The following is an 18553-nucleotide window of genomic DNA, read 5'->3' on the forward strand; positions in this document are numbered from 1 at the left end:
CCCATGGGCGCCGTTTCCTTGACGGAAACGGCGCCCACGTCGTCGTACTGGAGGGGTGCAGCGGATTGACAACGTCGTCATAAAGAAGCTGATCAAGGCCCCTGTACGACCGGGTTCAACCCTCGTTCGACTGCGGTATGGTCTGCCGACCCTTGGTACGGCAGATCGAGGAGCGAGCGCGTGTTCAACCGGAACCGAGGCCTGTGGCAGGCGGCGGCCATCGCGTCCATATCGTCGCTGGTGGCGGGATGCGGAGTCCTCTCGGCGGACTCCTCCGACGGCAAGGGCCCCATCGTGGTCGGCACGACCAGCGCGCCCAGCACACTGGATCCCGCCGCCTCCTGGGACCAGTCCTGGGAGCTGTTCCGCAACATTTACCAGACGCTGCTCAGCTACCCCTCCGGAGCGACCACCCCGCAGCCGGACGCGGCGGACAGTTGCCGCTTCTCCGACGGCTCGAACACCACGTACACCTGTGAGCTGCGCGAGGGCCTGAAGTTCTCCAACGGGCACCCGCTGGACGCCAAGGCCGTCAAGTACTCCATCGACCGGATCCTGAAGATCAACGTCAACGGCGGGCCCGCCGGACTGCTCGGCAGCCTCGCCCGGGTGCAGGCGCTGGGCGACCGGGAGATCGTCTTCCACCTCAACAAGCCCGACGCCACCTTCCCCTTCGTGCTCGCCACCCCCGCCATGTCGATCGTCGACCCCGCGGAGTACCCCGAGAGATCCCTGCGCAAGGGCGACAGCATCGACGGCTCCGGGCCGTACACCCTCCGGTCGTACGAAGAAGGCAAGAAGGCCGAGCTCGTCAAGAACGACACCTACAAGGGCTACGCCGAGCGGAAGAACGACGCGGTGACCATCCGCTACTTCCAGGACTCCTCCACCATGGTCACCGCGCTGAAGGACAAGCAGGTCGACGTCGCCTTCCGCGGCCTCAACGCGAACGACATCGTCGACCTGCAGCGCCATGACGCGAGCGGGAACCTCCAGCTCATCGAGGGCGCCGGCATCGAGATCAACTATCTGGTGTTCAACCCGAAGGACCCCTGGGCGGCCAAGCTCCCCGTCCGCAGGGCGATCGCCCAGCTCGTGGACCGCGGCGCGATCGCACACAAGGTCTACAAGGACACCGTCGAGCCGCTGTACTCCATGGTCCCCAAGGGGCTGACCGGGCACACCACCGACTTCTTCGACGACTTCGGCAGCCCCAGCACCTCCAAGGCCCACAAGATCCTCGCCGACGCCGGCATCACCCAGCGCGTCCCGCTCACGCTCTGGTACACCACCGACCGCTACGGCTCCTCCACCAAGCTGGAGTTCGCGGAGATCAAGCAGCAGCTGGAGGACTCCGGCCTGTTCACGATCACCCTGAAGAGCCGCCCCTGGAACACGTATGTGAAGGGCTACCAGAACGGCGAGTACCCGGTGTTCGGGCGCGGCTGGTTCCCCGACTTCCCGGACCCCGACAACTTCATCGCGCCGTTCGTCGGCAACCAGAACGCGCTCGGAACGCCCTATCCGGCGCCCGAGATCACCGGGAAACTGCTGCCCCGCTCCCGCAGCGAGAGCGACCGCGCCAACGTGGTCTCCGACTTCGAGCAGGCCCAGCAGATCCTGGTCCACGACGCACGGCTGCTGCCGCTGTGGCAGGGCAAGCAGTACGTGGCCGCGAGCGACGACATCTCCGGCGCGGAGCAGGCGCTGGACCCGTCGACGATCATGCTGATGGGCGAGCTGTCCCGCAAGACCAGCTGGTAGGCGGTGCGCTTCGGGGAGCGCGGGGCCGTTGTCAGTGGTCGCCTGTAGGTTCTGATCCTGTTAAGCGACCGCACCCGGTTTACCGCACATCGTAAGGAAGTTGACGTGAGCGAGATCGCCATGCTGCCCGAGTCCTGGCGCGGGGTCCTGGGCGACGAACTGCAGCAGCCCTACTTCAAGGAGCTCACGGAGTTCGTCGAGGAGGAGCGGGCGAAGGGTCCCGTGTACCCGCCGCGCGAGGAGGTCTTCGCCGCGCTGGACGCCACACCGTACGACCAGGTGAAGGTCCTGGTCCTCGGCCAGGACCCGTACCACGGCGAGGGACAGGGCCACGGCCTGTGCTTCTCGGTCCGTCCGGGCGTCAAAACCCCGCCGTCGCTGCGCAACATCTACAAGGAGATGAAGGAGGAGCTCGGCCTGCCGGTCCCGGACAACGGCTATCTGATGCCGTGGGCCCGGCAGGGCGTGCTGCTGCTCAACGCGGTGCTCACGGTGCGCGGCGGCGAGGCCAACTCGCACAAGGGCCGCGGCTGGGAGAGGTTCACCGACGCCGTGATCCGCGCGGTGGCCGACCGGCCCGACCCGGCGGTCTTCGTGCTGTGGGGCAACTACGCGCAGAAGAAGCTCCCGCTGATCGACGAGACCCGGCACGTGGTGGTCAAGGGCGCCCACCCCTCCCCGCTGTCGGCGAAGAAGTTCTTCGGCTCCCGTCCGTTCACGCAGATCAACGAGGCCGTGGCCCTCCAGGGGCACCAGCCGATCGACTGGACCATCCCGAATCTGGGCTGACCACCCCGCCGGGCCGGTTCCGCACCGGATCGGCCCGGTGCCGCCTGACCGGGATTGCCGCGGGCGGCGGTTAGCGTCGGTCGGGACAGCCGACCAGCCGGCGAGTGTGTGCGGAGGACGCGGTGGCCAACGGACAGGAGCAGGCGGCGACGGACGCCGTGATGACGCGAATCGGGCAGGTCGTCATGCTGCATCACGCGGGCGACCGCGAGGAGGCCCGGCACCGCTTCCTCCAGTTGTGGGCGGAGATCGGCGAGCACGGCGATGCGCTGCACCGCTGCACGCTGGCCCACTACATGGCCGACACCCAGGACGACCCCGCGGACGAACTGGCATGGGACCTGCGGGCCTTGACCGCGGCCGAGGAACTCACGGACGACCGCCTCGCCGAACACGAGGGAACCCTGGCGGTGCGCGCGCTCTACCCCTCGCTGCATCTGAACCTGGCGGCCGACTATGTGAAGCTCGACCGCAGCGGCGCCGCCCGCACCCATCTGCGCCAGGCCCGCAGCGCGGCCGAGGCGCTGGCGGACGACAGCTACGGGGACGGGGTGCGGGCGGCGATCGGGCGGCTGGAACTGCGGCTGGGGGAGAGGGGCCCGGACGGCGACGGACGGTGGGGGCCGCCACGGCAGCGGCCGTAGGGCCTCCCGGGGTGGCTACGGCCGCCTCAACTGCCGTACGCCTGCTTGCAGATGAGCGCCTCCGGGCTGTCGGGGCGCCAGCCCCCGTACTTCCGGCCGAGGGCGCACACGTCCGTGTGCTTCGGGACCGGCTCGGGCACGTCCGGGATCTGGACGTGCGGCCGCCCTTGGTGCCCCGGCTCCGGGCGCGGCGGCCGGGGACGGGGCCGCGGGTGTGGGTGAGGCGCCGCCGGCCGCGCGGCCGGCGGTTCCTGCCGCTCGGGTGGCTTGCGCTCCGGCCGCCCGGACGGGGCGGTCCCCTGCAGCGCCTCATGGACCGGCGCCTGCACGATCTGCGGAGTCCCCTGGTCGTCCGGGTACGGCGCCGACGGCGGGGACGCTGCCGGCGGCGGGCCGGGCGCGGGCGGCCGCTGGATCGTCACACAACCGGCAAGGGCCGAGACGGCCACGGTGACCAGGAGCGTTGCGGTGGTCGTCGTTCGATGCACCAGCGCAACGATGTCGGGTCGCAAGGCCCCGGCGGTGGCGTTTGAGCGAAGGATGCCCCGCGCGGGTGATCTCCCGCCCCGTACGGGGGCCGGGGGCGCGCTCCGGGTGACGTCAGTCGCCCGTGCTGCCGTCGAGGCGTTCTCGGAGCAGGTCTGCGTGGCCGTTGTGGCGGGCGTACTCCTCGATCATGTGGGTGTGGATCCAGCGCAGGTTGAAGCGCTCGCCGGTGCGCCGGTGCCTGCCCTTGGAGGTGTCGTCCAGGTCGAAGCGGGCCGCGTTGCCCCGTGCGGCCTCGATCTCGGCCTGCCAGGTGGCATACGCCTCCGCCCACGTGTCGGCCTCGGTGAGGTGGAACTCGCCGTCCGGGTCCTCGTCGCTGTGGTAGATCGGGCCCGCGTCCTCGTCCGCGAGGACCCGGCGGTACCAGGAGCGTTCCACCTCGGCCATGTGCCGCACCAGTCCCATCAGGGACAGCGTGGACGGCTCCACTGCGGCGGTCCTGAGCTGTTCGTCGGTCAGGCCCTCGCACTTCCAGGCCAGGGTCCGGCGGTGATAGTCCAGCCAGCCGTCCAGCATGGTGCGTTCATCGGCGGTGGTCGCGGGTTCACGGCGCTCGGTCGTCATGACCGCATCCTTTCCCAGCGGACCCGGACCGGCCACGTGTTTTCAGCGGGCCGGTCGTCCTGCGTCACGACACGCACCGCCTCGCCGAGCCGCTGCCCGCCTTCCACCGCGACCGGTCGGTGGCCGCCGCGGCAGCCGTATGCTTCCGGCAGGACCCGGCAGGCAACCGCTAGAGGAGACCACCCCGTGAAGGTCGGCTGCATCGGACTCGGTGACATCGCGCAGAAGGCCTACCTTCCGGTGCTCGCGGGCCTGCCCGGGATCGAACTGCAGCTGCACACGCGTACGCCGGCGACGCTCGACCGGGTCGGCGACAGCCTGCACCTCCCGGTGGACCACCGGCACGCCACCCTGGACGCGTTGCTCGCCCAGGACCTGGACGCCGCCTTCGTGCACGCGCCCACCATCACGCACCCGGAGATCGTGACCCGGCTGCTGGAGGCGGGCGTGCCGACCTACGTCGACAAGCCCCTCGCCTACGAACTCGCCGAGTCCGAGCGGCTGGTGGCGCTCGCCGAGGAGCGCGAGGTCTCGCTCGCGGTCGGCTTCAACCGGCGCTTCGCACCCGGGTACACACAGTGCGCGGAGCACCCGCGTGAGCTGATCCTCATGCAGAAGAACCGCATCGGGCTGCCGGAGGAGCCGCGCCCGATGATCCTCGACGACTTCATCCATGTCGTGGACACGCTGCGCTTCCTGGTGCCGGGGCCCGTCGACGACGTGACGGTACGCGCGCGCGTGCAGGGCGGTCTGCTGCACCACGTGGTGCTGCAGCTGGCCGGGGACGGGTTCACCGCGCTGGGGGTGATGAACCGGCTCAGCGGTTCGGCGGAGGAGATCCTCGAGGTGTCCGGACAGGACACCAAGCGGCAGGTCCTCAACCTCGCCGAGGTGATCGACCACAAGGGCCAGCCGACCGTGCGGCGGCGCGGCGACTGGGTGCCGGTGGCCCGGCAGCGCGGCATCGAACAGGCGGTCCTGGCCTTCCTCGACGCGGTACGGGCGGGGAAGGTGGTCAGCGCCCGGGACGCACTGGCGACTCACGAACTGTGCGAGCGGGTGGTACGTGCGGTTGAGGACCGGTCCGCCTGAGCCGGACCGCCCGTGCGCCCTCGGCCGCGCACCACACGGCGAGGATCAGCAGGGCGCCGTGCACCGGCCAGTCGCCGTAGCGGACGTACGGGGTGGTGCCGTGGGCCAGTGGAATGTCATATATGGCTGCCGCGCTGGAGCTCGTCCCCATCCAGGACCCCAGCCGCTGCCCGCTCGCCCCGTACACGGCCGACACTCCTGTCAGCGTCGCGTGCACCATCGGCCGCCCGGTCTCGGCGGCACGCAGTGCGGCCAGCGAGGCGTGCTGCTCTGGCGCCCAGCTGTGCTGGAACGTCGACGTCGCCGACTGCGCTAGCAGCACCCCGGCGCCGTCCTGCGTGAGATGGCGGCTCATGTCGGGAAACGCCGACTCGAAGCAGACCATCGGGCCGATGCGCAGCCCGTGCCCGACGTTCATCAGGACCTGCTCCGAGCCGCGCCTGCGGTCCTCGCCGGCCGCCTTGCCGACGGAGGTCGCCCAGCCCAGCACCGAACGGAAGGGGATGTACTCGCCGAAGGGCACGAGCCGCATCTTGTCGTAGCGGTCGCCGGTCGGACCGTCCGCGCCGACGAGCACCGAACTCTTGTAGATGCCGGGTTTGTCGGAGCGCCGGGCATCCACGTTGACCAGGATGTCCGACCCCGTCTCGCGGGAGAGGGCCGCGATGCGTTTTGCCAGGTCGGGGCGTTGGTCGAGGTCGAACCCGACGCTGCTCTCGCCCCACACGATCAGGTCCGGGTGCTGCCCGGCGAGCTGCCGGGTGAGCTGTTCCTCGCGGTCGAAGCGCTTGTCCGGGCCGTCGATGACGCCCGGCTGCACGACCGCGATCCGCGTGCGGCCGTCGACGTCCGGACGCGGTGACCACATCCAGGCCGCCGAGGTCGAGGCGGCGGTCGCGACCAGGCCCGCCATGGCCGGAACCCAGACCATGGTGGCAGTTGACCTACCACTGACCCACGGCCGCACCAGCCCGGCGACGGCGACATTGACGGCCACCACCAGGAAGCTGAGCAGCCACACCCCGCCGACCGAGGCGAGCCGCAGCGCGGGTTCCACCTGCCACTGACTGGAGCCGAGCACGCCCCACGGGCCACCCAGCCCCTGCCAGGAACGCACGAGTTCGACCATCAGCCAGGCCGAGGGCAGCACGAAGAGCGCGGCCAGGCCGGGCCCAGTCCCGGGCACCCCGCCCAGGAAGCGCCGCACCAGCCAGCCCCACGGCGCCCACAGCGCGCCCAGCAGCGCGGCGATGAGGAAGATGAACACGTTCAGGCTCGGCAGCAGCCAGTGGTGCACGGCCACCATGTAGCCGAACCCGCCGCACCAGCCGTCGTAGGCAGCCCGTTTCCCGGTGGGCGCGGAGCGGACCAGCAGGATCCAGGGAACCAGGGCGACGTAGGCGAACCACCACAGCGAAGGCGCGGGGAACGCGAACACGGGCAGGGCCCCCGCCAGAGCGGCGATCGCCGAGCGCCGCCACGGGGAAGCGAGCCATTGACCAAAGGTCTTCATACGACTCCTCCCTACCCGGTGGTGGCTCCAGTGTGCGTTCTTTCGCCGATCGCGGACAGACGGCCGCGGATCACTCGGCCGCGGGCGCCACACGCGGCTCGGGAAGGCGCCGCCACTTCTCCTCCACGACGACCTCGCGCAGCCGCCAGCCGTCATACGTCCGCAGCAACCCGAAGGCGTACCGGCCGCCGCACACGAAGTCGGGAGCGGCCGCCCCTTGCCCGTCCGCAGCGAACCGCATCGGATTGACGTAGTCCGCCCGTACCCGCGCGGTGTCGCCGATGTCCTGCTCCAGCGTCCCGAACCGCACCCGCCGGTTGACGATCAGATGCTGCCGCATCGGAAACAGCAGCATGCTCTCGGCAAGCCACCCGGCGACCTGCCCGGCACCTCCCTCGATGCCGCCGGCCGAGCGGTAGTCCGCGCGCCCGTCGGGCGTGAACAGCCCCCGGTACGCCTTCCAGTCACCGTCGTCCACGGCCGCCGCGTAGTCGGTGACGACTTCGTCCACGGCCAGCCGGTCCATCACGGTCGCGAGCTCCACACGCTGCGTCATCGGCTCAGTGTTGGGCATGGGACGTGCCGGGCCAAGGGGGTGTGCGGCGACGACACAACTTCGTTGTCAGCGCCGTCCAACTTCCTTGCCCGAGCCCGCCGTTCGACGTCCGGCGCGTCCGGGTGCCGAACGGCGATTCCTATACTGACCGAATGATCACCATTCCGATCGGCGCGCTCGAAGTGGCCATGGTCCAGTCCGGCGCCCGGGCCGCGGACACGTTGCGGGACACCGCCGAGTTCGCCCGGCGCGTCGAGGACCTCGGCTACCTGCGTCTCTGGTACGCCGAGCACCACCACTCCCCGGCCATCGGGGCGTTCCCGCCCGTCGTGCTGACCGCGCACGCGGCCGCGCTGACGTCGTCCATACGGCTGGGGTCCTGGGGCGTGCTGGCCCCGAACCACGCCCCGATCATGCTGGCGGAGCAGTTCGGCACGCTCGCCGCGCTGCACTCCGGCCGGATCGACCTGGGCATCGGCCGCGGACCTGGCACGTTCGACGAGGCGACGGCGCGGGCCCTGCGGCGCGGGGCCGGACCGACGACGGACGACGAGTACCGGGACGACGTGGCGGCGACCCTGCGTTTCCTGGTGGACGAGGTCGCGCTCGGCCCGCTCCCGGAGCCTTGGCTGCTCGCGTCGAGCACGGCCGGCGCGGCGCTTGCCGCGGAACTCGGACTGCCGCTCGCCTTCGCCCACCACATCCGCCCGGACAACACCCTCGCCGCACTCGACCACTACCGGGCGCGATTCTCCCCGTCCCGCTGGTGCGAGCGCCCCCGGGTGCTGCTCTGCGTGGAAACGGTGTGCGCCGAGACGCAGCAGGAGGCGGCCCGGTTGGCGGGCCCGATGGATGTCGTCAAGGCCGGCCTGCTCAAGGGGCGGGGCGACATCCCCTTCCCCACTCCCGAAGAGGCGGCCGCCCATTCGTTCACGGTGGAGGAAGAGCGTGCACTGGCGAGCTTCCGCGCCCAACAGGCCCACGGTTCACCGGACTTCGTCACGAAGCAGCTGGCGGACCTGGTGGAGGTGACCCGCGCGGACGAACTCATGCTGGTCACACCGGTCTACTCGCTGGCCGCGCGACTTCGCTCGTACGAACTCGTCAGGCAACACGCCGCCCCGGCGTGAGGCCCGGAGCGGGATGCCTCCCAGTCAGGCCGCCTCGATGACATCGCTCTGGATCGCCGCCGCCCACTCGACCACCAACAGCTCGTACTCCGCGCGCTCCTGGGCCGACAGGGAGCCGCCCGCGCGCATCCACAGCGCACGGATCTGCTCGTTGACCTCGGCGGCAGAACGCACGGAACCAGGGGTTGAGGAATGGGGGGACATGCGCACAAGCCTAGGGGCAAGCACTGACACTGCGCTACCGGACGGCTACCCATGACGTATGTCGTTGGTCACGGATTTTCGCGGCGCCGCCCGGAGCTGCAACTTCCGTATCGCGGCGGAGCGTTGAGGTCCGCACCGCCGCCGACGCGCCTCGCCCTGGTCAGCCCGCCGACTCGGCCGCATGGGGGCTCAGTACGCCCGCGGTGACCAGGGCGATGATGACGATGCCCAGCGCGATGCGGTACCAGACGAACGGCATGAAGCTCTTGGTCGAGATGAACTTCATGAACCACGCGATGACGGCGTACCCGGTCGCGAAGGCGATCACCGTCGCGAACAGCGTCGGGCCCCAGGAGACATGGCCGCTCTCCAGCGCGTCCTTGGTCTCGAACAGACCGGAGGCCAGCACCGCGGGAATGGCGAGGAGGAAGGAATAGCGGGCCGCGGCCTCACGCCGGTAGCCCATGAACAGGCCGCCGCTGATGGTGGCTCCGGAGCGGGAGACGCCCGGGATGAGCGCTGCCGACTGGCACAGGCCGTAGACCAGGCCGTCCCTCACGCCCAGGTTCTCCAGCGTCTTGCGTTGCTTGGGCGCCCGGTGCCGGCCGCCCGTCTCGTCGCGTGCCGCGAGCCGGTCGGCGATGCCGATCACCACACCGACGACGATCAGCATCGTCGCGGTGATCCGCAGATCGCGGAACGGGCCCTCGATCTGGTCCTTGAACAACAGCCCGAGCACGCCGATCGGGATCGAGCCGACGATCACCAGCCAGCCCATCTGCGCGTCGTGGTCGCGGCGCATCTCCTTGTTCACCAGCGAGCGCGCCCAGGCGGAGACGATCCGCCCGATGTCCCTGCGGAAGTAGATCAGCACGGCCGCCTCCGTGCCGATCTGCGTGATCGCCGTGAAGGCCGCGCCGGGGTCCTTCCAGCCGGAGAAGGCGGCGGTCAGCCGCAGATGCGCGCTGGAGGAGACGGGGAGGAACTCGGTCAGCCCCTGGACGAGTCCGAGGACGAGGGATTCAAACCAAGACATGGATGTACGGCGTCCAAGTGCTGATCGTGCCAGGCGCGACGGGACGTCACGCCGGCGGGCGTCGTGATCACGGGTATGCAGGGAAGCCTAACCTCCGGCGCCGACAGGGCCCGCACAGGGGTTTGGGGGGGCAGCCGGGCGGCCTTGGGTTGTGGGTGGTTGACCAGGTGTGGGGGCGGAGCTTACGTTTCTGGGAGGAGAAAGCGCTTGCTGACGCTGCTCCTCCTCGTAGCTTTTCGTCTCCCGGAGGAGTGCTGATCAGGTCCATGTCCACGTCCGAGACCCATCCCGAGACCTCCCAGGCCCCCGCCGCCCCGCTCGCCGGCCGGCGCATCCGGGCCGCCGTCATCGGCACCGGCGCCATCGGGCGGGGCTCGCACCTGCCCGCCCTGGCCAGGCTCGCCGAGGAGGGCGAGACGGAGGTCGTCGCCGCCGTCGACATCGATGCCGGCGCGGTCGAGGAGTTCTGCCGGGCGACCGGGATCCCGCACGCCTACACCGACCTGGAGCAGATGCTGCGCGAGCAGCGACCCGACCTGGTGAGCATCTGCACCCCGCCGACGCTGCACCGCGAGCAGACGATCGCCGCGCTGCGCGCCGGGGCGTGGGTGTGGTGCGAGAAGCCGCCGGTTCCGACGCTCGCGGACTACGACGCGGTGGAGGCCGAGGAGGGCAAGGACGGCGGCCCGTACGCGTCGATCGTCTTCCAGCACCGCTTCGGCTCCGGTTCCCGGCACGTACGGCAGCTGCTCGCCGAGCAGGCCATGGGCCGGCCGCTGGTCGCGCACTGCCAGACCACCTGGTACCGCGACACCGCCTACTACGCCGTGCCCTGGCGCGGCCGCTGGGCGACCGAGGGCGGCGGCCCCGCCATGGGCCACGGCATCCATCAGATGGACCTCCTGCTGGACCTGCTCGGCCCCTGGCGCGAGGTGCGCGCGATGGCGGGGCGCCTGGTGCACGACGTGGAGACCGAGGACGTCTCCACCGCCCTGATCCGCTTCGAGAACGGCGCGATGGCCACGGTCGTCAACAGCGTCCTGAGCCCCGACGAGGTCAGCCGCATCCGCATCGACTGCGAGCGCGCCACCGTCGAACTCACCCACCTCTACGGCCACTCCAACGCGAACTGGCGCATCACCCCCGCTCCCGGCGTCTCCGGTGACGAGGCCTCCGCCTGGCAGGACTTCGGCGCGGACGTCCCCAGCTCGCACCTGGAGCAGCTGCGGGAGCTGGTCGCGAGCATGCGCGCGGGGGAGCGCCCGCGCAGCAGCGGCGCCGACGGGCGCACCAGCCTGGAGCTGATCGCCGCGATCTACAAGGCGGCCTTCACGGACACCACGGTCAAGGCCGGCGAGATCGGCCCCGGCGACCCGTTCCACACGGCGATGCACGGCGGAGCGCCCGGCTGGGCCCCCGCCGCCCCGGTGGCGGCCGAGGAGGTGTCCGCATGACCGGGCTGCGTGTGGTGCACGCCCACGGCGACCGCATCACGATCACCGAACGCGCCGGTGGCGTCGAGCTGTTGAGCTATGTGTACGCCCCGGAAGCGGCCTGGGAGTCCCCGAAGCCGTACATCCACCCCCTGCGCACCCTGGCGGGCGAGGTCGTCACGGACTACCGGCCCAACGACCACCGCTGGCACAAGGGCCTGCAGCTGACGGCCTCGCACCTGTCGGGCGCCAACCTCTGGGGCGGCAACTCCTACGTCCACGGCGAGGGCTACCTCGAACTGCCCGAACGCGTCGGCTCGATGGCGCACGTCGCCTTCGACGAGGTGGCGGTCCACGACGACCGCGCAGTGATCGCGGAACGGCTGACCTGGCACCCGTACAGCGGGGAGCTGTGGGCCGACGAGGAGCGTCGTATCGAGATCCACGACGTCGACGCGGAGTCCGGCTCCTGGGCGCTGACCTGGACCAGCGCCGTCGCCAACCGGCGAGACGAGCCGCTGCGCTTCGGCAGCCCGACCACCGCGGGACGTGAGATGGCGGGCTACACCGGCCTGTTCTGGCGCGGCCCGCGCGCCTTCCGCGACGGCCGGATCATCGGCCCCGACGCCGAGGGCCCCGGCCTGATGGGCGAACAGGCGCCATGGCTGGCTTTCTGTGGCGAACACGACGGCAGCGACGGCCATGCGACCCTCGTCTTCGCCCACGCCCCCGAGAACGATCACCTGGGCGAGCGGGGCACGCACCCCGCCCACTGGTTCGTACGCAACGAGCCGTTCGCCGCCGTCGCCCCGTCCTGGGCGTTCTTCGACGAACTGGAACTCGCTCCCGGCGACACCCTCACCCGCCGCTACCGGGTCGTGGTGGCCGACGGATCGTGGGAGCGGGAGGAGATCACCAAGTACCTGGAGGCGCATCCGTGGTGAGCACAGGAGAGTTCACGGGACTGCCGGGCTCAGTCGCCGTCTCGCACCTGTCCGTCTACGACTGGCCGGCCGTCGACGGGGTCTGCGGCGGAACTCCCCATATGCACCTGACCTGTTCGGAGGCGTACGTCGTCACCGGCGGCCGGGGTGCGGTGCAGACCCTCACGACGTCCGGGTACGAGGTCACGCCCCTCGTACCCGGCTCGGTCGCCTGGTTCACGCCCGGCACCATCCACCGCCTGGTCAACGAGGACGACCTGCGCATCACGGTGCTGATGCAGAACAGCGGCCTGCCGGAGGCGGGCGACGCGGTCCTGACACTGCCGCCGCAGTACCTCACCGACGGGGAGACGTACGCCGCCGCCACCAGGATTCCGACGGATGTGCCGGAGCAGGAGCAGGAGCGGTTCGCCCGCGCCCGCCGGGACCTCGCCCTGGAGGGCTACCGGGCCCTGCGGGAGGCGGACGGCCCCGAGGCGCTGGCCGCCTTCCACCGGGCTGCCGCGGCACTGGTACGCCCCCGACTCGCCGAGTGGCGTGAACGCTGGCAGCGGGGTGCGGAGGCGGCCGCCGCAGCCACGGGGGAACAGCTCGACCGCCTGGAGAAGGGCGACGTCGGCCATCTCGCGGAGGCTGTCGTCAGAGCTGAACTGCCTTCGGCGTACGGCAAGTTCGGGATGTGCGGGCGGTTGGATGTGTACCGGGCCGACTAGGCCCTGCCGCGTTGGGGCCTCACGGCGCCGCAACAGGCGTGGGTGATGTGGCACGCAGTGCTGCACTCTGCAGTGCCGTGATGCGCTGGATCACGAACATCGCGAGGACGGCCGCGGCCAGGTTGAGTATTTCCGTCACCACCAGGAGGGGCATCGAGGTCCCGCCCTCGAACTGGGATGCCATGGCGATCACGGTGTGCCCGGCCCAGGCCGCCCACCAGACGTTCACCAGGACCTCACCGCGGCCCTTCTCCGTGCCGGGGCTGCTCGCGCGGTGGACCTCCAGGACGAGCCAGCGCGGAACCCACAGGTTGACCACCGGGATCAGCCAGGCCACGACGGCCCACACGCCGGGTTGCGAGGCGGCCCCCGGAGAAAGGACCCGTGCGTTTCGCCGGCAGCGGCTGAACCACACCAGGAAGACCACGGCCGCCGCGGTCGTGAGGTTCACGAACACCATCGATCTGAAGCCGAACTCGTTCAGCGACGCGTTCGTGGGGTGCAGCTCATGAGCTCTGAGGGCCAGTGCCCGGAAGACGTCCGCGACGGCTGCCGCGGCTATCGCGGCCTGCGAGAAGCGGGCAAGGAGCCATGGTGCGCTCATGACAGGGCTGTTGGTGCCGACGGGGCTGTTCACAGTGGGAGACCTACTTCTTGCGGCCAGTCCGCACTGTGGCGGTGGTGGCGAAGGGAATGGGCGCTCGGATCATAGATCGCTCCCGGCTCTCGTGAGCCGGGTTCGCCGCAAGATCGGCAGTCGTGGGACAGGGGGCGCCCGCTGATCCCGGTTCTCCGGGTCAGGCCGCCGACGGCCCCTTCACCGTCCACCCCTCGGCCTGCGGGTGGGCGGTGAGGTCCTCGTGGTGCACCGGCTTGCCGCAGGCCTGGCAGGTGACGACCGGGACGAGTTCGTTGCCGCAGATGTGCTCGACGGCCATGGGGAGGTCGATCCCGTTGCGGAGGTGGCGGTCGCCCCACTCCTTGAGGGTCATCAGGACCGGCTCCAGTTCCAGTCCCGCCTGGGTGGGCCGGTACTCGAAGCGCTGCGGCCGCTCGCTGTAGGCGCGCTTCGTCAGGATCCCGGCGTCCACGAGGCGGCGCAGCCGGGTGGCCAGGATGTCGCGCGGGGCGCCGATGTTGCGCACCAACTGGTCGAAGCGCCCGTTGCCCAGGCACACCTCGCGCACGACGAGCAGGGAGTACTTCTCGCCCACCAGCGCCAGGGTGTCGGCGATGGAGCAGGGGCGCGGGTCTTTGATGGCGGCCATGGCGCCCAGTCTAGAGGAGGGTTTGTTTTTCCAACCTTCGGAGCTATGGTGAGTTTGGATTTCCTACTCACGAGTAGTTCCCGTCCATCCGCCGTGGAGGCATGCACATGCGTGACGCAGTCATCGTCGAAGCCGTACGCACCCCGATCGGCAAGGGCAAGCCGAGCGGCTCCCTCGCGCACGTCCACCCCGTGGAGCTCCTCGCCCACACCCTGCGCACCCTCGTCGACCGCTCCGGCGTCGACCCGGCGCTGATCGACGACGTCATCGGCGGCACCGTCGACCAGGTCGGCGAGCAGGCCATGAACACCACCCGCTACGCCGTGCTGTCGGCGGGTTTCCCGGAGACCGTCCCGGCGACCACGGTGGACCGCCAGTGCGGCTCCTCCCAGCAGGCCGTGCACTTCGCCGCACAGGGCGTCATCTCGGGCGCCTACGACCTCGTCGTCGCCTGTGGCGTCGAGTCGATGAGCCGGGTGCCGATGTGGTCGAACGTGCCGCCCGGCAAGGACCCCTTCGGCCCCGGCGTCGCCGAGCGCTACCCGGAGGGCCTGGTCCCCCAGGGCATCAGCGCCGAACTGATCGCCGCCAAGTGGTCGATCACGCGCGACCAGATGGACGCCTTCGCGGTCTCCTCGCACCACAAGGCCGCCGCGGCCTGGAGCCAGGGCCTCTTCGACGCCGAGGTCGCACCCCTGGAGGGCGTCACGCGAGACGAGTGCGTACGGCCGGGCAGCACCCCGGAGATCCTCGCCGGCCTCCGGCCCGCCTACCACGACCCGGTCTTCGCCGAGCGTTTCCCGCAGATCGAGTGGAACGTCACCGCGGGCAACGCCAGCCCCATCAACGACGGCGCCTCCGCCGTGCTGATCACCTCCAGCGAGACCGCGGCGCGCCTCGGCCTGCGCCCGCTCGCCCGGCTGCACAGCTTCGCCGTCACCGGCTCCGACCCGCTGCTGATGCTCACGGGCGTCATACCGGCCACCGAGAAGGTGCTGCGCAGGGCCGGTCTGACCCTCGACGACATCGACCTGTTCGAGGTCAACGAGGCGTTCTCCAGCGTCGTCCTGGCCTGGCAGCAGGAGACCGGCGCCGACCTCGCCAAGGTCAACGTGCACGGCGGCGCGATCGCGATCGGTCACCCGCTCGGGGCCAGCGGCACCCGTCTGACGACCACCCTCGTGCACGCCATGCGCGCGCGTGGCGCACGCTACGCCCTGCAGACGATGTGCGAGGCGGGAGGACTGGCCAACGCGATGATCCTGGAAGGCGTGTAGCGGGCCGTCAGCCTCCGCGCAGCTGGTGCCGCTTGCGCCAGGCCACCACCGCGGCCACCAGAGCCGGTACGGCGATACAGGCCATGGCGATCAGGAAGGCGGGGGACGTCGGTGCGGAGGCGCGGGCACCGGCGACGGCGTACGCGGCGGTGTTCGGCACCGAGCCGAGCGCCGTCGCCAGCACGAACGGCAGCCAGCCCATGCGGGAGACGGCGGCGCAGTAGTTCGCAGCCCAGAACGGCACCCCGGGGAACAGCCGGGCCGCCATCATCGAACGGAACCCGTGCCGGCTGAGCTGCCCGTCCGCCGCCTTCAGCAGCCGGCCCCGCAGGAGTGGGCGCAATGCGTCCTGCCCCAGCATCCGGCCCAGCCCGAAGGCGACCCCGGCGCCGAGCACCGTACCCGCAAGGGCCGTCCCGGTCCCCAGTTGAGAGCCGAAGAGTGCGCCCGCCCCGAGATTCAGCAGCGGCCGCGGCACGAACGCCACGGTGCACAGCCCGTACGCCGCAGCGAACACCATGGCCGCCGCTGCCCCGCCGAGCTGCGGCGGCCAGCCGCTCGCCAGCATCCGCTGCGGCTGGAAGAGCAGCACGGCACCGGCGGCACTCGCGAGCAGGACGACGAGCAGGGACAGCCGCGACCACGGCGAGAGCAGCACGCGCGTGCAGCGCGCGCCGAGGCTCGGCGGTGGTACGGGCGCGGCGACGGCGAGCTCCGTGGCGGCGGCCCGGGGAGAGGCCGTGGCGGTGCCCCCAGAGCGGGTGGTGGCATCGAGCATCCGGTGACACTAACCGACAAATGTGTGTGATCGCCGTATGGTTCGTCCCATGAGCGTCACAGGTGAGGTCACACCGCATGTGCCGTTCAGCACACTCGCCGACACCGTGCTGGAGCGGCTCACCGCCACCTACGCCGCCGCGGCCGACCCGGAGCGCGCCGAGTCCATGCGTGCGTACATGAAGGACGTGGCCCCCTTCCTGGGCCTCACCACGCCCCTGCGCCGCACCCTGTCCCGCACCGTCGTGGCGGGCCTGCCGCGCCCCGGCGAAGGCGACTGCACGGCGATCGCCCTGCGCTGCTGGCAGTTGCCCGAGCGCGAGTACCAGTACTTCGCCGTCGACTATCTGCGCCGCCACGCGCGCGTGTGCACCTCCGGTTTCCTGCCGGTGGCCCGGCACCTCGTCGCCACCCTCTCCTGGTGGGACACCGTCGACGCGCTCGCCGCGCATGTCGTGGGTGCGCTGGTCGCGGCCGACCCCCGGCTCACGGCGGACATGGACACCTGGATCGCGGACGACGACCTGTGGATCGCCCGCACCGCCCTGCTCCACCAGCTGCGCTACAAGGAACGCACCGACACCGAGCGGCTCTTCGCCTACTGCCTGCGCCAGTCCGGGCACCCCGACTTCTTCGTCCGCAAGGCCATCGGCTGGTGCCTGCGCGAGTACGCCAAGACCGACCCGGAGGCCGTGCGGGCCTTCCTGGCCAGGGAGCGCGGCAGGTTCGCGCCGCTGTCGGTCCGGGAGGCACTGAAGAACATCGGGGCCTGAGCCGTTTCGGCGCCCGAACTCCCATGACCTGAAAAATCATTCGACGCCGGGCGGAGCGTCGGCAATGATCGGCGTCATGTTCCGGTACGCCTTCCACCTCGCAGCATCCGCAGTCGCGGATGCCCCGAAGGCTGCCGTTCCCACTTTCGTCGCCGCAGTCGACGGCGCCCGAAGCTGACCCTCTCCGGATCGTCCGGCGGACCCCGCAGGGGGAGGGTCGGCGAGTCCTTGGGGTCCCCATCTCTCCTACGAAGAGGCTTCGAGGTATCGCCATGCCCAAGACGGCATACGTGCGCACCAAACCGCATCTGAACATCGGCACCATGGGCCACGTCGACCACGGCAAGACCACCCTGACCGCCGCCATCACCAAGGTGCTGGCCGAGCGCGGCACCGGCACTTTCGTGCCGTTCGACCGCATCGACCGCGCCCCGGAGGAGGCCGCCCGCGGCATCACCATCAACATCGCGCACGTCGAGTACGAGACCGACACGCGCCACTACGCGCACGTGGACATGCCGGGCCATGCCGACTACGTCAAGAACATGGTCACCGGCGCCGCGCAGCTCGACGGGGCGATCCTCGTCGTCTCCGCGCTCGACGGGATCATGCCGCAGACCGCCGAGCACGTCCTGCTCGCCCGGCAGGTGGGCGTCGACCACATCGTCGTCGCCCTCAACAAGGCCGACGCGGGCGACGAGGAGCTCACCGACCTCGTGGAGTTGGAGGTCCGCGAGTTGCTCACCGCGCAGGGCTACGGCGGCGACGCCGTGCCCGTCGTACGGGTCTCGGGGCTGAAGGCCCTGGAGGGCGACCCGCGGTGGACGGCGTCCATCGAGGCGCTGCTCGACGCCGTGGACACGTATGTGCCCATGCCCGAGCGGTATGTGGACGCGCCGTTCCTGATGCCCGTCGAGAACGTCCTCACCATCACCGGCCGTGGGACGGTGGTGACGGGCGCGGTCGAGCGCGGTGTCGTCCGTCTGGGCGACCGGGTCGAAGTGCTCGGCGCCGGGCTGGAGAGCGTCGTCACCGGCCTGGAGACCTTCGGCAAGCCCATGGAGGAGGCGCAGGCCGGCGACAACGTGGCACTGCTGCTGCGCGGGGTCCCGCGGGACGCGGTCCGGCGCGGACACGTCGTGGCGGCGCCCGGCAGCGTGGCGCCGAACCGCCGCTTCTCCGCGCGCGTGTACGTCCTGTCGACGCGCGAGGGCGGACGTTCGACCCCGGTGTCGAGCGGCTACCGGCCGCAGTTCTACATCCGCACCGCGGACGTGGTCGGTGACGTCGACCTCGGCGAGACGGCCCTCGCCCGGCCCGGCGACACCGTGACCATGACGGTCGAGCTCGGCCGTGACGTGCCGCTGGAGCCGGGGCTCGGCTTCGCGATCCGCGAGGGCGGCCGCACGGTCGGCGCGGGCACGGTGACCTCGGTCGGCTGAGCCTGTGCGGCGCCCGCCTCCTCAGGGGCGGGCGCCGCGCATCCGGCCGTCCGGAGCCGATTGTCAGTGCGGTGCGCAACACTTG

The 18553-nt window shown here is 70.8% G+C and carries 20 protein-coding genes; 11 read left to right on the plus strand and 9 right to left on the minus strand.

Annotation, left to right across the window (positions count from 1 at the left end; all coding sequences use genetic code 11):
• Positions 1 to 180 precede the first annotated feature (180 nt).
• From ACWCRD_RS33835 to ACWCRD_RS33845, 3 genes are all read left to right on the plus strand, one after another.
• Entirely contained in the window at positions 181 to 1764 is a 1584-nt protein-coding gene (locus ACWCRD_RS33835) for an ABC transporter substrate-binding protein (protein WP_450969551.1), read from the plus strand.
• Positions 1765 to 1869: 105 nt separating this feature from the next.
• On the plus strand, positions 1870 to 2553 hold the full coding sequence (gene ung / locus ACWCRD_RS33840; RefSeq protein ID WP_450969552.1) for a uracil-DNA glycosylase: 684 nt from the start codon (positions 1870 to 1872) through the stop codon (positions 2551 to 2553).
• Between the two features lie 122 nt (positions 2554 to 2675).
• On the plus strand, positions 2676 to 3197 hold the full coding sequence (locus tag ACWCRD_RS33845) for a hypothetical protein (RefSeq protein ID WP_450969553.1): 522 nt from the start codon (positions 2676 to 2678) through the stop codon (positions 3195 to 3197).
• A gap of 26 nt (positions 3198 to 3223) precedes the next feature.
• On the opposite strand, the gene ACWCRD_RS33850 is transcribed toward ACWCRD_RS33845, so the two are convergent.
• Positions 3224 to 3685, minus strand: coding sequence for a hypothetical protein (locus tag ACWCRD_RS33850; protein WP_450969554.1), 462 nt, complete (start codon positions 3683 to 3685; stop codon positions 3224 to 3226).
• Positions 3686 to 3797: 112 nt separating this feature from the next.
• Entirely contained in the window at positions 3798 to 4310 is a 513-nt protein-coding gene (locus ACWCRD_RS33855) for a DinB family protein (protein ID WP_450969555.1), read from the minus strand.
• A 186-nt stretch (positions 4311 to 4496) separates the two neighbouring features.
• Between ACWCRD_RS33855 and ACWCRD_RS33860 the strand changes: the two genes are divergently transcribed.
• The gene (locus ACWCRD_RS33860; RefSeq protein WP_450969556.1) at positions 4497 to 5402 is read left to right on the plus strand and encodes a Gfo/Idh/MocA family protein; all 906 of its coding nucleotides are present in this window, start codon (positions 4497 to 4499) and stop codon (positions 5400 to 5402) included.
• Here ACWCRD_RS33860 and lnt read toward each other — a convergent pair.
• Together lnt and ACWCRD_RS33870 are read right to left on the minus strand one after the other, a co-directional pair.
• Entirely contained in the window at positions 5326 to 6915 is a 1590-nt protein-coding gene (gene lnt / locus ACWCRD_RS33865) for an apolipoprotein N-acyltransferase (protein WP_450969557.1), read from the minus strand. The genes ACWCRD_RS33860 and lnt overlap by 77 nt on opposite strands.
• 70 nt (positions 6916 to 6985) lie before the next feature.
• Positions 6986 to 7471 (minus strand): nuclear transport factor 2 family protein, encoded by a 486-nt coding sequence (locus ACWCRD_RS33870; protein ID WP_450969558.1) that lies wholly within the window; start codon positions 7469 to 7471, stop codon positions 6986 to 6988.
• Positions 7472 to 7623: 152 nt separating this feature from the next.
• On the opposite strand from ACWCRD_RS33870, the gene ACWCRD_RS33875 reads away from it, so the two are divergent.
• On the plus strand, positions 7624 to 8601 hold the full coding sequence (locus ACWCRD_RS33875) for an LLM class flavin-dependent oxidoreductase (RefSeq protein WP_450969559.1): 978 nt from the start codon (positions 7624 to 7626) through the stop codon (positions 8599 to 8601).
• Between the two features lie 24 nt (positions 8602 to 8625).
• On the opposite strand, the gene ACWCRD_RS33880 is transcribed toward ACWCRD_RS33875, so the two are convergent.
• Positions 8626 to 8805: a hypothetical protein gene (locus ACWCRD_RS33880; RefSeq protein ID WP_099927297.1), complete on the minus strand. Its 180-nt coding sequence runs from the start codon at positions 8803 to 8805 to the stop codon at positions 8626 to 8628.
• 160 nt (positions 8806 to 8965) lie between these two features.
• Entirely contained in the window at positions 8966 to 9841 is an 876-nt protein-coding gene (locus ACWCRD_RS33885) for an undecaprenyl-diphosphate phosphatase (protein ID WP_450969560.1), read from the minus strand.
• 266 nt (positions 9842 to 10107) lie between these two features.
• Here ACWCRD_RS33885 and ACWCRD_RS33890 point away from each other — a divergent pair, with 266 nt between their 5' ends.
• The 3 genes from ACWCRD_RS33890 to ACWCRD_RS33900 are packed head-to-tail and all read left to right on the plus strand — an operon-like array spanning position 10108 to position 12931.
• Positions 10108 to 11295 carry a Gfo/Idh/MocA family protein gene (locus tag ACWCRD_RS33890; RefSeq protein ID WP_450969561.1) on the plus strand — a complete coding sequence of 396 codons (1188 nt, stop codon included), beginning with the start codon at positions 10108 to 10110 and terminating at the stop codon, positions 11293 to 11295.
• Positions 11292 to 12218, plus strand: coding sequence for a DUF6807 domain-containing protein (locus ACWCRD_RS33895; RefSeq protein ID WP_450969562.1), 927 nt, complete (start codon positions 11292 to 11294; stop codon positions 12216 to 12218). The genes ACWCRD_RS33890 and ACWCRD_RS33895 overlap by 4 nt, the downstream gene beginning before the upstream one ends.
• Positions 12212 to 12931: a cupin domain-containing protein gene (locus ACWCRD_RS33900; protein WP_450969563.1), complete on the plus strand. Its 720-nt coding sequence runs from the start codon at positions 12212 to 12214 to the stop codon at positions 12929 to 12931. The genes ACWCRD_RS33895 and ACWCRD_RS33900 overlap by 7 nt, the downstream gene beginning before the upstream one ends.
• Positions 12932 to 12950: 19 nt before the next feature.
• Here ACWCRD_RS33900 and ACWCRD_RS33905 read toward each other — a convergent pair whose 3' ends face one another.
• Both ACWCRD_RS33905 and ACWCRD_RS33910 read right to left on the minus strand, forming a co-directional pair.
• Positions 12951 to 13535 (minus strand): DUF4328 domain-containing protein, encoded by a 585-nt coding sequence (locus ACWCRD_RS33905; RefSeq protein ID WP_450969564.1) that lies wholly within the window; start codon positions 13533 to 13535, stop codon positions 12951 to 12953.
• Positions 13536 to 13728: 193 nt separating this feature from the next.
• A complete protein-coding gene (locus tag ACWCRD_RS33910) occupies positions 13729 to 14199 on the minus strand; it encodes a winged helix-turn-helix transcriptional regulator (RefSeq protein ID WP_450969565.1) in 471 nt (156 codons plus the stop codon).
• Positions 14200 to 14306: 107 nt separating this feature from the next.
• On the opposite strand from ACWCRD_RS33910, the gene ACWCRD_RS33915 reads away from it, so the two are divergent.
• Positions 14307 to 15476, plus strand: a complete 1170-nt coding sequence (locus ACWCRD_RS33915) for a thiolase family protein (RefSeq protein WP_450969566.1) — start codon at positions 14307 to 14309, stop codon at positions 15474 to 15476.
• A gap of 7 nt (positions 15477 to 15483) precedes the next feature.
• Here ACWCRD_RS33915 and ACWCRD_RS33920 read toward each other — a convergent pair whose 3' ends face one another.
• Positions 15484 to 16254: a TVP38/TMEM64 family protein gene (locus tag ACWCRD_RS33920; protein ID WP_450969567.1), complete on the minus strand. Its 771-nt coding sequence runs from the start codon at positions 16252 to 16254 to the stop codon at positions 15484 to 15486.
• Between the two features lie 49 nt (positions 16255 to 16303).
• Here ACWCRD_RS33920 and ACWCRD_RS33925 point away from each other — a divergent pair, with 49 nt between their 5' ends.
• Both ACWCRD_RS33925 and tuf read left to right on the plus strand, forming a co-directional pair.
• The gene (locus ACWCRD_RS33925; protein WP_450969568.1) at positions 16304 to 17026 is read left to right on the plus strand and encodes a DNA alkylation repair protein; all 723 of its coding nucleotides are present in this window, start codon (positions 16304 to 16306) and stop codon (positions 17024 to 17026) included.
• A gap of 272 nt (positions 17027 to 17298) precedes the next feature.
• Positions 17299 to 18468 carry an elongation factor Tu gene (gene tuf / locus ACWCRD_RS33930; protein ID WP_450969569.1) on the plus strand — a complete coding sequence of 390 codons (1170 nt, stop codon included), beginning with the start codon at positions 17299 to 17301 and terminating at the stop codon, positions 18466 to 18468.
• Positions 18469 to 18553 lie beyond the last annotated feature (85 nt).

The sequence above is a fragment of the Streptomyces sp. NPDC002092 genome (assembly GCF_053593775.1).

Coding starts and splice junctions, on each gene's coding strand:
- ACWCRD_RS33910 (WP_450969565.1), bottom strand. CDS start 14,199: ATGGCCGCCATCAAAGACCCGCGCCCCTGCTCCATCGCCGACACCCTG.
- ACWCRD_RS33885 (WP_450969560.1), bottom strand. CDS start 9,841: ATGTCTTGGTTTGAATCCCTCGTCCTCGGACTCGTCCAGGGGCTGACC.
- ACWCRD_RS33915 (WP_450969566.1), top strand. CDS start 14,307: ATGCGTGACGCAGTCATCGTCGAAGCCGTACGCACCCCGATCGGCAAG.
- ACWCRD_RS33895 (WP_450969562.1), top strand. CDS start 11,292: ATGACCGGGCTGCGTGTGGTGCACGCCCACGGCGACCGCATCACGATC.
- ACWCRD_RS33875 (WP_450969559.1), top strand. CDS start 7,624: ATGATCACCATTCCGATCGGCGCGCTCGAAGTGGCCATGGTCCAGTCC.
- ACWCRD_RS33870 (WP_450969558.1), bottom strand. CDS start 7,471: ATGACGCAGCGTGTGGAGCTCGCGACCGTGATGGACCGGCTGGCCGTG.
- ACWCRD_RS33880 (WP_099927297.1), bottom strand. CDS start 8,805: ATGTCCCCCCATTCCTCAACCCCTGGTTCCGTGCGTTCTGCCGCCGAG.
- tuf (WP_450969569.1), top strand. CDS start 17,299: ATGCCCAAGACGGCATACGTGCGCACCAAACCGCATCTGAACATCGGC.
- ACWCRD_RS33905 (WP_450969564.1), bottom strand. CDS start 13,535: ATGAGCGCACCATGGCTCCTTGCCCGCTTCTCGCAGGCCGCGATAGCC.
- ACWCRD_RS33920 (WP_450969567.1), bottom strand. CDS start 16,254: ATGCTCGATGCCACCACCCGCTCTGGGGGCACCGCCACGGCCTCTCCC.
- ACWCRD_RS33890 (WP_450969561.1), top strand. CDS start 10,108: ATGTCCACGTCCGAGACCCATCCCGAGACCTCCCAGGCCCCCGCCGCC.
- ACWCRD_RS33855 (WP_450969555.1), bottom strand. CDS start 4,310: ATGACGACCGAGCGCCGTGAACCCGCGACCACCGCCGATGAACGCACC.
- ACWCRD_RS33925 (WP_450969568.1), top strand. CDS start 16,304: ATGAGCGTCACAGGTGAGGTCACACCGCATGTGCCGTTCAGCACACTC.
- lnt (WP_450969557.1), bottom strand. CDS start 6,915: ATGAAGACCTTTGGTCAATGGCTCGCTTCCCCGTGGCGGCGCTCGGCG.